At 63.5% G+C, this 12523-nt stretch carries 21 protein-coding genes and 1 pseudogene; 12 read left to right on the top strand and 10 right to left on the bottom strand.

All coding sequences use genetic code 11. From position 1 onward, the window contains the following. From J0J10_RS14635 to J0J10_RS14620, 4 genes and pseudogenes are all read right to left on the bottom strand, one after another. Positions 1 to 779, bottom strand: a pseudogene (locus J0J10_RS14635) (hypothetical protein); the annotation flags it as partial. Positions 780 to 1414: 635 nt separating this feature from the next. Next, complete coding sequence (locus tag J0J10_RS14630; RefSeq protein ID WP_465247207.1) at positions 1415 to 2140, bottom strand: SOS response-associated peptidase; 726 nt, start codon at positions 2138 to 2140, stop codon at positions 1415 to 1417. Next, entirely contained in the window at positions 2133 to 2525 is a 393-nt protein-coding gene (locus J0J10_RS14625) for a hypothetical protein (RefSeq protein WP_291647200.1), read from the bottom strand. The genes J0J10_RS14630 and J0J10_RS14625 overlap by 8 nt, the downstream gene beginning before the upstream one ends. Continuing rightward, a complete protein-coding gene (locus J0J10_RS14620; RefSeq protein WP_291647199.1) occupies positions 2512 to 2733 on the bottom strand; it encodes a hypothetical protein in 222 nt (73 codons plus the stop codon). Before J0J10_RS14620 ends, J0J10_RS14625 begins: the two co-directional genes overlap by 14 nt. Before the next feature lie 61 nt (positions 2734 to 2794). Between J0J10_RS14620 and J0J10_RS14615 the strand changes: the two genes are divergently transcribed. From J0J10_RS14615 to J0J10_RS14605, 3 genes are read left to right on the top strand one after another with little or no spacing between them, the layout of a single operon-like run. After that, positions 2795 to 3049, top strand: a complete 255-nt coding sequence (locus tag J0J10_RS14615; protein ID WP_291647198.1) for a hypothetical protein — start codon at positions 2795 to 2797, stop codon at positions 3047 to 3049. Beyond that, positions 3046 to 3375 (top strand): hypothetical protein, encoded by a 330-nt coding sequence (locus J0J10_RS14610; protein ID WP_291647197.1) that lies wholly within the window; start codon positions 3046 to 3048, stop codon positions 3373 to 3375. Before J0J10_RS14615 ends, J0J10_RS14610 begins: the two co-directional genes overlap by 4 nt. Positions 3376 to 3408: 33 nt before the next feature. Further along, positions 3409 to 3672: a DUF7696 family protein gene (locus tag J0J10_RS14605; RefSeq protein WP_291647196.1), complete on the top strand. Its 264-nt coding sequence runs from the start codon at positions 3409 to 3411 to the stop codon at positions 3670 to 3672. 210 nt (positions 3673 to 3882) lie between these two features. Here J0J10_RS14605 and J0J10_RS14600 read toward each other — a convergent pair whose 3' ends face one another. The 4 genes from J0J10_RS14600 to J0J10_RS14585 form a co-directional block, all read right to left on the bottom strand. Further along, positions 3883 to 5409, bottom strand: coding sequence for a sensor domain-containing diguanylate cyclase (locus J0J10_RS14600; RefSeq protein WP_291647195.1), 1527 nt, complete (start codon positions 5407 to 5409; stop codon positions 3883 to 3885). Between the two features lie 442 nt (positions 5410 to 5851). Further along, the gene (locus J0J10_RS14595; RefSeq protein ID WP_291647194.1) at positions 5852 to 6193 is read right to left on the bottom strand and encodes an exonuclease/endonuclease/phosphatase family protein; all 342 of its coding nucleotides are present in this window, start codon (positions 6191 to 6193) and stop codon (positions 5852 to 5854) included. 27 nt (positions 6194 to 6220) lie between these two features. Further along, positions 6221 to 6673, bottom strand: coding sequence for a hypothetical protein (locus J0J10_RS14590; RefSeq protein ID WP_291647193.1), 453 nt, complete (start codon positions 6671 to 6673; stop codon positions 6221 to 6223). 460 nt (positions 6674 to 7133) lie between these two features. Next, entirely contained in the window at positions 7134 to 7781 is a 648-nt protein-coding gene (locus J0J10_RS14585) for a lysozyme family protein (RefSeq protein WP_291647192.1), read from the bottom strand. A 168-nt stretch (positions 7782 to 7949) separates the two neighbouring features. Between J0J10_RS14585 and J0J10_RS14580 the strand changes: the two genes are divergently transcribed. After that, positions 7950 to 8507, top strand: coding sequence for a hypothetical protein (locus tag J0J10_RS14580; protein WP_291647191.1), 558 nt, complete (start codon positions 7950 to 7952; stop codon positions 8505 to 8507). A gap of 238 nt (positions 8508 to 8745) precedes the next feature. On the opposite strand, the gene J0J10_RS14575 is transcribed toward J0J10_RS14580, so the two are convergent. Beyond that, positions 8746 to 9027 carry a helix-turn-helix domain-containing protein gene (locus J0J10_RS14575; protein ID WP_291647190.1) on the bottom strand — a complete coding sequence of 94 codons (282 nt, stop codon included), beginning with the start codon at positions 9025 to 9027 and terminating at the stop codon, positions 8746 to 8748. Positions 9028 to 9278: 251 nt separating this feature from the next. Between J0J10_RS14575 and J0J10_RS14570 the strand changes: the two genes are divergently transcribed. The 8 genes from J0J10_RS14570 (at position 9279) to J0J10_RS14535 (ending at position 11360) form a co-directional block, all read left to right on the top strand. Further along, complete coding sequence (locus J0J10_RS14570; protein WP_291647189.1) at positions 9279 to 9467, top strand: hypothetical protein; 189 nt, start codon at positions 9279 to 9281, stop codon at positions 9465 to 9467. Positions 9468 to 9474: 7 nt separating this feature from the next. Continuing rightward, complete coding sequence (locus J0J10_RS14565; protein WP_291647188.1) at positions 9475 to 9732, top strand: hypothetical protein; 258 nt, start codon at positions 9475 to 9477, stop codon at positions 9730 to 9732. Further along, on the top strand, positions 9729 to 9923 hold the full coding sequence (locus J0J10_RS14560; RefSeq protein WP_291647187.1) for a hypothetical protein: 195 nt from the start codon (positions 9729 to 9731) through the stop codon (positions 9921 to 9923). The genes J0J10_RS14565 and J0J10_RS14560 overlap by 4 nt, the downstream gene beginning before the upstream one ends. Before the next feature lie 3 nt (positions 9924 to 9926). Continuing rightward, positions 9927 to 10154, top strand: coding sequence for a hypothetical protein (locus J0J10_RS14555; protein WP_291647186.1), 228 nt, complete (start codon positions 9927 to 9929; stop codon positions 10152 to 10154). A 2-nt stretch (positions 10155 to 10156) separates the two neighbouring features. Further along, positions 10157 to 10381 (top strand): hypothetical protein, encoded by a 225-nt coding sequence (locus tag J0J10_RS14550; RefSeq protein WP_291647185.1) that lies wholly within the window; start codon positions 10157 to 10159, stop codon positions 10379 to 10381. A gap of 3 nt (positions 10382 to 10384) precedes the next feature. Beyond that, on the top strand, positions 10385 to 10660 hold the full coding sequence (locus J0J10_RS14545; RefSeq protein ID WP_291647184.1) for a hypothetical protein: 276 nt from the start codon (positions 10385 to 10387) through the stop codon (positions 10658 to 10660). Between the two features lie 104 nt (positions 10661 to 10764). Further along, positions 10765 to 11025, top strand: a complete 261-nt coding sequence (locus J0J10_RS14540) for a hypothetical protein (RefSeq protein ID WP_291647183.1) — start codon at positions 10765 to 10767, stop codon at positions 11023 to 11025. 50 nt (positions 11026 to 11075) lie between these two features. Next, entirely contained in the window at positions 11076 to 11360 is a 285-nt protein-coding gene (locus J0J10_RS14535) for a hypothetical protein (RefSeq protein ID WP_291647182.1), read from the top strand. Between the two features lie 7 nt (positions 11361 to 11367). Here J0J10_RS14535 and J0J10_RS14530 read toward each other — a convergent pair whose 3' ends face one another. Next, on the bottom strand, positions 11368 to 12510 hold the full coding sequence (locus J0J10_RS14530) for a eukaryotic translation initiation factor 3 subunit J (RefSeq protein WP_291647181.1): 1143 nt from the start codon (positions 12508 to 12510) through the stop codon (positions 11368 to 11370). Positions 12511 to 12523: the final 13 nt, after the last annotated feature.

Genomic DNA, 12523 nt, shown 5'->3' with positions numbered 1-12523 from the left:
ATGCCGTTGTCCGCTCGCTCGCAAGTGAGGCTGAGGCTGAATGCGCCATCATTCGAGGCGATCTCGAAATGGAGCGCGGTCCTGACCCTTTGTCCGAAGCGCCAGCGAGACGGGCGGCTCGCTTGCGCCCGAGCTCGCGGTGTAGGCAGACCCGGCGAGGTCTGCGCGTCAGCTGGCGGTTGAGCGGCGGAAGGCGCGGGCGCATCTGATTCTATCGCCTGCCTGTCCTGCGACCGCAGCACGCTGTCGTCGGCGTCCTCCGTCCTAACGCCGGTGTCGGGAGATGCTGCTGCAGCGGCTGCTGCCGGGGGGCGGACAGCGCCACTCCCGGCGCCTGCGCGAGCGGCGCGAGCGGGAGGCCCGACCAATTCCACGGAGGCGAGTTTCTCGATCCGGCCGGCGGCGCCGCAACCCAGTGTCACGACCTTCAGGTCCTGTCCCTTGACCAGCAGCGTCGCGAAGCCTTCAGCGACGCGTGCCCGTGCCGATGCGGGGCTGATCGTGGCGAGCAATGGCAGGTTGAGATAGCTCTCGCCGTACTTCGAGTCCTTGAAGGTCACGCCCTTCATTTGGCCGAACTCGAAATGTTGGTCGACCACCCGGCCGACGCCACTGGCTTTGGAACAGCCGCTGGCCGTGGAGAGGTTCGCCATCGCGACGATCCGGCCGGTCTGGTCCTTGTCAATTCGGATCTGGGCGTTTGCCGAATTTGCCGTAGAGGCGAGGAGTAAAAATCCCAGGGCGATAGTGGAGAGATGTTGGCCTTTAAGTTCAGTCATCGACAGACATCCGACGCAGCAGGATAAGCCGATCGACGATTCAGGCATCGACCTTCAAATTGATCATGAGGGTGGTCCGCAGTTTGGCGCAAGCGGCTTCTTGGCCTACCGCGAGTTGCTTGGCGGCGAGCGCTTGCGGACAGCATGCAGCCATATTGCCCCCATAGACTTTAGAATTACCCCAAATGGGGGGTGCGAGCCTTAATTGAGCGGATATCCTTTCGGCCGCGGCGCCAAAAATGAGGGTGTGCCTTGCCCACTGCCCCCCTGCCCACGGAGTTCGCCTGCGAAGACTGCGGCGCGGACACCATCGAAATTCCGGAATGGACGGATGATCAGACCGTCCTCAGTTGCCAAGAGTGCGGGGCGCCGATCGCAACGATCAGGCGCATAATTGATGTGCTTCAAGCGGCCTCGGTGGACAATGAGAATGAGCCGCCAGACGATCAGGTGACCGCTGCTACCTCGGGCCCACGGCATCAGCCGCATTGAGCTGTGCAGCGGCCAGGCGATGAAACGGATAAACCCACACCTGCCCAGCCCATTTCGCTACGGCGAGAGGAGCCGACGCCGCCGGCTCTTGATCATCGCGATCATAGTGTTCGCTCTCAACGGCGTTATGGTCCTGGGGTCATTCATTCGGTGAGGTGGCCGTCCGTCTTTACACCGCGCGCCACGACATCGAGCGAACCGTTCGGCAGAGGTCGCTGCAGCGCCTTCGCCTGTTCCCATGGCGCCATCATCCAGATCTGACATTCTTCTGGCGTCGTCAGGATCACCGGCATCGCCTTCGGATGGATCGCGCCAACCTCAGCGTTCGGCTCGGTCGTCAGAAAGGCATAGAGATCGATCGTTTCCTCGCCGTTCTTGATCTTCCGCACGCTGGTCCATTGCGGGAGCCAGATGCCGGCAAAGAACGCCGTCGGCCGATCCTCACCAAAGGCGAACCAAACGTCCTGTTTCGAAGCGCTGTCGAATTCGCTGAAACTGGTCCAGGGGACGAGGCAGCGGTTCTCAACGCCAAGCCAGCGCTTCCAGTGCGAGCTCGAGGTGTTGCGGATGTTGGTGGTCCCGCCGTCGGGCTCCATGCGCAGGAGGTGGTCGAAGTCGACCTCCTTTCCCTTCGCCCGAAGCTTGTCGGCGCGCTTCGACGTGGCGTCGAGCAGTGCCTTCTTAGAGGACGGCATGCCCCAGCGCGTCATGGCGAGACGGGCGCCGCCCGGCTCATTGCGAACGATCGGCGCCTCGTAGTCCGGGAAGATGCCGGACTGTGGCGCGAGATTGGTGCCACCATCGCTGAACCCGGCATAGAGCTTCCGAATGGCGTCGACCGAACGCATATGGCTGTAGCGATTACACATCATCGCCTCCGACGCGCCGGCGCCTCTGCGGCGCGCTCGGCTCGGCCGGGAGCATGTCGCCCTTCCCTCCGTCGATCAAGGTGAGTCCAGACAGGCTGGGCGGCAGGTCCGGCGGAATCGTCGAGCCGAGATCCGGACAGTACCCGCCGCATGGCTCGTAACGGATCATCGTGCGGCCATTGTGCTTTGCCGGCCGATGCGGGCACGTCGCATGGAACCGCGCAACCAGCATTGCAATCGTCTCGGTCGCGCCGAACCGCTCCGCAAGCCGCGCCAACCGCGAATCCGCATAGCGTCTGCAGCGCGAGCAGCGAAACCGGACAATGATCCAGGGATAATGCTCGAGCGTCGTCTCTGGGTGCGGCGCTTGGTCAAGGCTCGTCATCGGTCGCCACGGGTCTGGCACCAGCCGAGAACACACCGCGCAGAAAGCCTCGCGAGACCGAGCGATCGGCGTCAGCCAGAAGGACGTGGAAGTCGTGCAGCAGCGCCCGCAAAGCCGCGCGCTCGCTGCCGTGTTCTGCGACAAGCTCGACGATCTCCCATTCCAACTCGTCGCGCTCCGGCGCCGCCTGCGGCTCGGCTGATGACATCGTTTTCGCTCTCGCTTATGAGAACACAGAGAGAACAAATCCTTCGTCAGAGAGTCAAGCCATGGCCAGCGTCGACGCCTTCTTTCTCCAGCCCTTCAAGACACACCGGAAGCGGCTGGTGCCAGGCCAGCGCGTGCCCGCAAAGACGAAGCATCACGCACTTCAGGATGGCGAACGGCTGGCTCGAACGGCCGAAGGCGTTGCGGTCATCCACGTCGTCGCCGATGACGAGACGGGCGAGGTTGCATCGATCGAGGTTCTCGCCCGGCACGGCGAGATCCCGGATGAGTTCGAAGAGCAGATCAGAGCGGCATGACGCTGGCGCTCTCTCGGTCCTATCCCGACGACCACGCCGAGGCGACGCGCGAGGGCTTTTGGAGCGTCACCTGCGAAGGCGTCTATGTCGGGTCGATCGTCCACAACAGCACGAGACCCGAACCCGTTTGGGGCTGGTCGATCACAGTCCAGGATCCATCGCCCGGCATCGCGAAGATCGGCATGGCTGACACCCGCGAGGCCGCCATGCTCGAGTTCCGCGCGGCCTGGGACCGCTATCGCGAATGGCTCGGTGACGAGCGATGGCAGAGATGGGTGGAGCATATGGCGATGGTCGATGCGCGGGCGAGGCTGAAGGGCTATTGAGCCCTCTCCCTCATGACGATTCGGACCTGTGCCTTGAACTTCCCGCCCGCCGTCCCGCCGCTCGCCTATTCCTATCTCGCCGGCCGGGAGGTTTCGACCTGGTCGGAGGAATGGAAGCACGAATGCGAAATCGCCTATCTCGCCGGGCTGCCACCGCCGAAGCTCAGCGTCATGCTTGACGGCGTGGCGGGCTCGACCAATCGCGAGGATCGAGGGATCAAGGGCGTGCGCGGCGAGGCTGCAGTCGCCGTGCTGCGGTCAGAGATCGCGCGGTTCAGGCAGCTCAAAGCTCAGTAGCATCCCGGCAGAGAAAAGCCCGCTACCCTCGCGAGTAGCGGGAAGTTCAGTCCGCTCGTCGCTCAACCTCTAGGCAAGAAGGCGACCGGCGTGACCAGCCACGCCAGCGGCCGGTCCATCGAGAGATAGTCACACCTACGCAAAGTTCCTTCATAGAACATCTCGCCGCGGCTGCACGTTAAACTTAAATCGTCAAAGCAGGTCGGCAGTCTAGCGGCCCGCGCTCAGATGACGGAGTAGCTGCGCGCTGCGTTCCCGTTTATCGGCATACATAAGCTTATCGGCTAGTTTGAGCGCGGCTCGCGGCGAACTCGCAGACGGATCGACGCTGACAATGCCAAAGCTTGCGCCTGGATAGTCGAAACTGCACCCGGGAAAAGTATAGGTGCCGATCAGCGGCGGCGCTATCCGGCTGCGCATCGCATTGATTGCTTCGTCCGAATCGTTAGGATCCGGCGGCGCCACCAATCCGATCACGATGAATTCGTCACCACCGAACCGCCCTAGCATATCGCTCGCACGTAGACCGACCGACAGGCGCTGTCCTACCTCGACCAGAAATTTGTCGCCGACCTCGTGTCCATAGGTGTCATTAATCGTCTTGAACTCATCTAGATCGATGTACGCCACGAGAACCCATTGCTGCGTCCGTTTCGCGAGTGCGAACAACCGATCCATCTCCGTCAACACCGCGCGCCGGTTCGGCAAATCGGTCAGCGCATCATAGTTAGCCGCATATCGTTCATCCTGTCGGCGCATCACCATCTGTCGGGCCGCCTGACCTCCGAGGAGGATGAGGACAAGGCCGACCGCTGCAACCAGCCCTGCGGCCCAAAAGTGCTGCTCGCGCATAGGCGCTAATTGCTCCAGCGAAGCCAGCGTGAACAGTTGGTACGGCGTCCCGGTCAGCGACTGACGCCGCAGCAGATAGGGCTCACCGTCAATGAGCCACTGGTCGGCATGAGCCGAGCCGGCCATCGCATGGATATCCATGGGCTCGCCCGGGCCTTCCTCACCGTCCGGCGGCAATACCGTGCCGGGCGGCAGAAGCGCTGCGACATTGCGCAGCATAAAGGGTTCGGACGACGTGGTGATCACGCGCCCCTGACGGTTCACGATCAGCGCAATATGCCGCCCTGTCAGATAAGGCGCCACATCTGGCGCGTCGAACTTCACTGTGACCGAACCCAGCGGCATATCGTCCGCGTCATCAATGCGGCTGGCCACGAAATAGGACGGGGTTTTGAGCAGGCGGGCGATGCCGAACGAGGAACCCTTACCATTGCGCAACGCGTCGACGAGGTAGGGCCGACCCGAGTAGATCATGCCCACGATGCTGTCAGACGCGGCCCAGTTGCTGGCTGACACGGTGTCGTCGGACATATTGGTCATGTAAATACGGGCATAACGCAGGTCACTCGCCAGCGCGTTCATGAAGTCGCCAACCTTGCGCACCAATGGGTCGCGCGTGAACTGCGCGGCGCGCTGCTGGCGCGTCAACTCGGCAAAGCCTGGCGGGTCCGTGCGATAGCGGGTGGCAAGCTGGATCACTTGGGTCTGGCCCGCCACCATATTGGCCACGCTGACCATCTCTGTGAACAAGCGGTCCATGACGCGCGCGGTAGTGACGGCCTCATGTTCGGCGCTCGTCGCCACGGTAATCAGATGCGCTGTTACGATCCGCTGCGACAGCCACCCACCTAGGCCGACCACCAACGCCAGCCAGGCCGCGGCCAAGCACAGTGTCATCCGGCGTACGATGGGCAGCCTCTGCCGTCCGCGCAAGCCTTGCTGCGGTAGCGCGTCGCTCACGTCGTTCGCGCGAGAAAGGCAAGAGTCAAAGACAACTTTATCTAGTCTCCGTTTTCGCCTTACATCTGCTCCGCCGTCCTCTGCGGAAGAAGAATTTAAAGGCAAAGAATCTCAGAGTACATTGGTCGGATGATTGCCGTTGCGTAAATTTCTCCATGCTCGAGGTGGCTCACCACCCCATGGCCACTATGGCGAACCGCAAGCGGCAGGCTATCGGCACGAGCCAAGCGTTGACAGGGCATTGAACACTCCCGAGTACACGCCGCGAGGTAACAGCCTCGATCCTAATACGGGATTAGCAAGGTCCGGGGACGGCCCCGTCCTAACTTTTTGAGGCTGATGGCGACGACGCGCCGCAGTTCAGAGATCACGGCGGCTTTGGCGCCCGCTCCATCATCATCCTGTCGAGCAGTCCCTCGATCCGACTGACGCCGCGCGAGGTGCTGCGCAGCTCAGCCATCATCTCAGCGATTTTCTCGCGGTCTTTGGCCGCAACCTGGCGGGCTTCGCGCGCCTCGGCCTCGACCGTGTCGACCCGGCGTTCGATGCGCGTGATTGCATCCGCCGTCTTGGCGTCGACCGTCTTGCTCTCGGACCAGAACATGACCGCGAAAGCCGCGATGGAGATCACCACCGAGACGCCAGCCGGAATCGCAGCGGCAACAACCCTCGGCCAGAGACGGCCGTCTTCATTCACGCGCATGTTCATAGGCGCAGGCTCCGGCCAGGAGGAGGATCAGCGCGCCGTTGCGGCTGCGGCGACAACACCGATCTTCGCGGTGAGCTTTTCGGCGATGGTGTCCGGCTCGAGCCGGAACCGCGCCACGGCGTCGGGAACGGCCTGCTGCACATAGGCGACGCCATCGGCGATGCCGGGGCTGTCGATCGGCAGGCGAACGGCCATCGCCCCCGAGCCAAGGCGCGAGATCAGCATGCCGGCCGCCTGTGTCAAGGCAGTCTGGAACGCCTCGCGATGGCGGGCCTCGATGTCGAGCCCGAGCTTCTCGCGGATCAGCTTGAACAGCCAGGCGGCGAGCGCCGCGACGAAGATGCCGGCGAGCTCGACGAGATAGGGGCGGAACACGCCGAGCAGGGAATCGCCGAGCGTCTGCGCCTCGGCGGACACCGCAGCGAGCATGACGACGACGCAGGCGAGCGCCAGCGCGCCCAGATAGGCGAACAGCTTCATGATGATCTCCATGGGGCGATTAGTTAACGCAGGCTTGACGCAGCGCTACTGCGCGATCAGCCTCTATACGGGGCGGAGGTGCGTGGAATGTTGCGGGGCGTAACGACTTCAGACGTTTGGGGCGCCTGGATCAGGGCAGCGATCGTGGTGGGGCTGGGGACGTTGATCGCCTTGCCGCTGCTTTGAGCTCACGACAACGTTAATCGCGCATCCTTGTACCCTCAGGGGGACGGGGAAAATGACGCTAAGGAAGCGCTCGGCGGCCTCTTATCTGAGGCGTGCAACACTGCGGGAACTGATCGCCAAGAAGCGATCGGAGCGGAAGGCAGCCGTCTCGGTGGCTGCGGGGCAGGAAAAAGAACCGGTTGAACCATCCGACGAAGCGGCACGTCCCGACATCGTCTCCAGATCGCGCCCGTCTACAAATCGCGGGTAGCTCGGCAGCCGGACGCCGGCGGGATCAGGTGCGGGCGGCGGTGATCGCGCCCATGAACTGCCGGTAGAAGCCGGCGATCTCTTCCCAGTGGTCGGTGATGTTCACCGTGCGCCGGGCGTTCTTGAGATCGTCGGGACCGTCGGTCGGCAGATAGTGGGCGAGACCCTTGCCGAGACCGTTCCAGCGGCCGTCCAGCAGGCCCTTGAACATCAGCTCGGCCGCGAACTTCGGCTCGAGCGCCTTGTCGGGATCGGCAGCGATGCCCTCCCGCTCGTAATTGTCGAGCCAGGTGAGCTGCACGATGCCGCGCCCATAATAGACGTGGCCCCACGGACCGGCCGGCTTTCCGTACTTCGTTGGATAGTGGCGCAGCACGTAGGCGCGAGCCTCCGCGTCGGTCTTTTTGAAGCCCTCACGAACCGGGACCATGCCGGCCCCGACCTCGCGACGCGCCGTCGCCAACCCATAGGCCAGCGTCTTGTCGCGCCCGTCGCCCGTCACTGCGAAGGCGTCGAGAATGCCCTCGATGCCGGCGACCTGGCTCCGCGACAGCGACGTGCCGAACATCGGCGCCTTGGCCGAGCGGAGATAGACGGCGACGCCGGGGCCGCCTCGAGGCTGGCGCGCGTCATGGTCCGGGTCTTCGCAGCGATACCCGGCGCGTTCCTTCACAGCTCGCGCCCAGCCCTTATGTGCGGCGGTGCCTAGCTCTGGATCGGTGCGCTTGGGCTGGCTGGGCCACCTCGAGGGCGCCTTGCCGAGGCGGGGGGGGAGGGCGCGGAGGCGTGGCATTGCAAACTCTCGATAGGCAGGGATCAATCAGCGCTGAGGAGGAGCGCTATGAACCGACACCACATTGCCTTGCTGCCCGCTGAAGAAGAGCTTTTGGCGCAGATCGATTTGCGCGACAGTTTTCCGCCGGGCACTGACGCCCATGCGATCTACCAAACGAACAAGGCGCCAATAGTCGCTCTGTTGAGGTCGCTCGTTGACCGCGATGCAATTCCTAAGCGTCGCCTGGCGCTATGGACGGACCCAGCACTTCAGCCCGGAAGGGCGCGCGGGTCGCATCGCGATCTTTTCGCGGCCAATGACAGCCGAGGACCGGAGGCTTTCACGCATCCGCACTTCAAGACTTTCCTGCGGTACTTTTTGTTTGGCGCGGACCTCCCGCAGCCGGCGATTGACGAATTTGAGAAGCAGATTGGCAATCCCGAATGGTTCGGCGGCTCAGACATCATTGCGCTTGCGAAGCGAACTCGGGAGATCGTGCGCAAGTACGGCCTGCGTCACTACTCCCACGCGGATGAGTTCCAACGCCTCGCTTTGGATAACGGCTTGAGCAACGACCATGTGGCGAGCGTTCGAAAGGCCGCGATGGAAGCGGCGCGCCGATAGGCTGAAACGACAAAGCCCGATCCGCTAGGGACCGGGCTTGCGTGGCGGCGTCTCAACTCCGTACATCCGGGAGGAGACGATTCGCCTTGTGGAGATGTTTCTGAATCATCTTCTCGAAATCGTCAACAATGATTTTTGATTTGTGCGCTCAGATTGAAGATGACGCAGGCATGGAAAAGCCCGCAGGGCGAACCGTGCGGGCTGGTAGAGGGCGCCAGTTTATCGAGTTTAGGGCAGTTTATGGCACGTCCGGCTTCGCCATGCGGGCGCCCTCGCTCTTGACCGGGCTCGGACTGGCCAGCTTGGCGCCCTCGCCTTCCCCGCCGGCCGGCTCGATGAAGATGACGCCAGCCTTTGCCATGGCGTCGCGGGCCTCGCGCAGAGTGCTCAATCTCGGATCGCTGGCGCCCCGCTCGTAGTTGTTGACCGACGCGAGGCCGATTTTCGCCGCAGCCGCGAGTTGTTGCTGGGACCAGCCGAGCAAGGCGCGGCCGGCGCGCATCTGAGCTGGCGTGATCATTGTCGCTTTTGGCTTCTTGCTCGGCGCCTTTCGCACTGGCGAGCGCCGCGCGCGTGATGTCGCAGGCTTCGCCGGCTCAGGCTCGGGAATCATCTCAAATTTGATCATAGGCGGAACACCTAACTTTTTTCTATCGCCCCTATTGACGGCCCAATCTGATATAGGCATATTACCTACATCAGCAAGCAAAACACCTCGCCTCTGATGCAAATGACCAGCCCCATCGTGGGGCGCCCTTTCGAGGAACTGTCATGACCACCATCAAGCTCAATGGAATCTCGCTTTCCGCCGGCGCGGCTGAGAATGGCTTGCCGCTCGCCTCGCGCCCATTCACCACTCCGGGCGCTGGCGACTATGCCGAGCGCGCGGAAGGCCGGGACCGTCGCCGGGTGCGGCGCGCTCGACTCGCTGACAAGCGTTCTTTCCTCGCTGGCATGTGAGGGCGCTATGGCGCGCGTCACCATCGACAACAGCAAGCAGCTTTTCGGCAGCAAGACTACGATTGCCGATCTCGCCGCAAACACCGAAATCCTGAGCCGCGATAGCGACGATCTCGACATCTACACGGTCCAGCGGGCCATGGATCGCGAATGGCGTTTCGAAATCCAGTCCTGGGAATACGAGTACGTGACCGGGTACAGCGCAACATTCAAGGATGGCTCTATCATCCATGTGGGCGCCTGGGCGGACGGGGAAGCGCGATGAGCGGCCCCGATCTCACTTACACCGAGGAAGGGCTATTCGTGACCTTCTATGCGGATACAGCGGCAGGCGAGGAAGCATGCCGGGAACTGCTGAATGCTTCCGACGAGCACGCCGCGCGCTGCGGCTGGTCGGACCATGGCGAGCGGGAGGCCGCGCGCAAGCTTCTTGTCGACCTGGACAAGGAAGGCTGATCGATGAATCTCACCGTTCGCATGCAGCAATACGTGGAGATGGTCGCCGAGGTCGTGATCGATGTCGATTGCGCCGATGAGGAGGAGGCCATCGCACGCGCCATCCAGCAGGCCAAGGACAAGGCCCGCGACGCGGCCGCGTCGGTCGAATGGGGACCGGGAGACGACGCCTATTCGGTCGAGGTCTACGCCGTCGAGAACGAGGCCGGCCAACAGGTATGGGAGCGCTGACGATGCCCTCCCCGATACCCCGCATTCCGCAGACGCTCGACGTCGGCTTGATGATCTGCCTCCGGCTCGAGGATCAGCCGATGGCGGTTCACGACTTCGACGAGGACGCCGTCACGGTCGAGGCCGTGGACCATGTCGAACTCGTCGATGTGTCGGACCTCAGCAACCTCATCGTCTTCACGCAGAGCGGCGCGCGCTTCCGCGTCTCGATTATCAGGGAGGGCTGACACATGAGCGAATCCGCCGCAATCACCCTTGGGCTTGCTGCCATGGAGGCGAAGACCAATGCCGACCTGCTCCTTGCCTCGCTTCGCGCCGTCCTGCCCTTCGCGGAGAGCCGGGCGGAGGGCATGGATTGCTGCGCCGATGAAAACGAAGGCGTCGCAATGGCGTTCCCCGAATCCGAAGAAGCGGCCCGAACAGCAGCATCGGCCCGCGCCGCCGCTGACAAAGCGATTGCCGCCGTGGACGCCGCCAAGGCGCTGCTGGCGAGCTTGGACGGCTGATGCCACGCCACCTCAAGCCAGAGGCGCCCGGCCCACCATGCCCTAGCCCCCGCATTCCGCCGCTTGCGCAGGAGCGCGAGCGGAGACAGCATCACCCGCAGCCGATGACCGTCGAGATGTGCGACGCCTATTGCCAGGCCGTGCTCCACGATCCGCACCGGGCGGGGCATATCGCGGACGCGCTGCGCGGGATCATGAAAACGCCTGCCGGGGAGCCAATGGAGACCGAAGCGGTCGCGCTGCTGCTATGGGATCTCGCGGCGCAGGTCACGGCGGCCGACCACAAGAAGCAGCAGGAACACATGAACCCCCAGTTCAACACTTACCGCCGCGATCTGCCGGGCTACCAGGAGCCGCGCGCCTGACACCCCCGCCTTTCCACGGACGCCTGAATCGCTGATAGAAGGAGCCCCAATTGCTGGACACCGTGAAGCCCGTGGCGAAGCGATACGAGTACGAGAGGATGACCGGTGAGCAGCTATCCGCTGCGCTGGCCCAGCTCGGCATCACCATGCGCGAGTTCGGCAAGCTGACTGGTACGAAGCCCGAGCGCGTCAAAGCCTGGCTCGACGGCAACGACAACATCCCGCAGTCCGCAGCGCTGGCGGCGGTCCTGCTTACTATGCCCGGGGCTCTGGATCTGGCCCGGACCTATACCGATTCCGTCGCGCGCGACACGCGGACGGCGGATCGCGACTAGGCAGGGCCTACCCCTCGCTCTCCGCTCTCTTCGCCACGCGCGCCAATCGCATCGCCTCAGCCAGCATCCTGTCTGCCTGCTCGAAGGCTGCGGCGCGCTCTCCGCTGACGGCTTGCGAATAGACCCCGGCTGGCGCCTTCTGGCCCGGCCCTAGCGCAACCTCTTCCAGTGCCGCGTTCAGGAACTTGACCGGCGAGCCGAACCGCGCCGGCAGATCGAACTTGTCCAGCGCTCGATCATATCGAACGACGTGCTCGATCACCTTCCAGCGCATCTCCCATGAGCCATCGGCGATGAAGGCCCGGCGGATGTGGCCCTCTACTCCACGGATTTGATTGATCGCGTCGGACTTTGCCGCGGCCTCGGTCTCGATCGCGTCAGCGGCGCGCGCCGTGCCTCGAATGCCCGCGCTAGTCGGGTCAAAGCCGCGAACGGCCCCCTGCCCTACACGGTCGAACACCGTGGAGAGCCATACCCCGGCTTGAAGGCAGTGCTCGTCGATCCCGCCGAGGCGGGCTTCCATGTGAAGGGCGGAGACATGCGGGTTCCATGTCATCTCGCCGCCGCCGCGCATGCGCTGCGTCTCGGTCACGCGCTCGGTCTTCACGGCCAGATAGTTGAGCAGGTCGCGGTGGAGGCGCCGCGTCGGGCTTGTCGCGGCGCAGTGCATGGCGAAGCGCTGATGATGCGGGCCGAGCTTGCCAAAAAGATCAGCCAGCTTCTTGATACGACCATCTCCGCGCCGGACCGCTTCGAGCTTCCCGTCCTGCACCACGCGGGCAACCACCCCGATCTTCTGATCGTTTACGACCATCTGACGAACCTGCTCCACCGTGAAGTCACAGAGGAAGGCAAAAGCGATCATCTGGTTGCGGACCTCCTTCCGCAGCTTCTTCCGGCTGGGCTCCTCGATCGAGAGAGCCTCGACCTCCGCCTGGTAGGCGGCCTCCTGTGCCGCGGTCCGGTTGGCGAGAGATGCAGAGAGCAGGCGCTGTTCCCGCTGCCTCTTCGCCTCCGCAGCGACCTTGGCCTTTCGCTTCCGCTCCGCCTCGGCGTCCTTCTCTGCACGTTTCGCCAGCCGCTCGGCGATCCTCTGCTCCTTGGCCAGCTTCTCGGCCGCGATCTCTTCCTTGGTCCGATGCTTGGCCATGCCGCCCTCCTGA

This window comes from Allobosea sp., from assembly GCF_017308075.1.
Classification (GTDB): Bacteria; Pseudomonadota; Alphaproteobacteria; order Rhizobiales; family Beijerinckiaceae; genus Allobosea.
The sequence above is the reverse complement of the archived record's forward strand: the minus strand, read 5'-3'. Positions and strand labels throughout refer to the sequence as shown.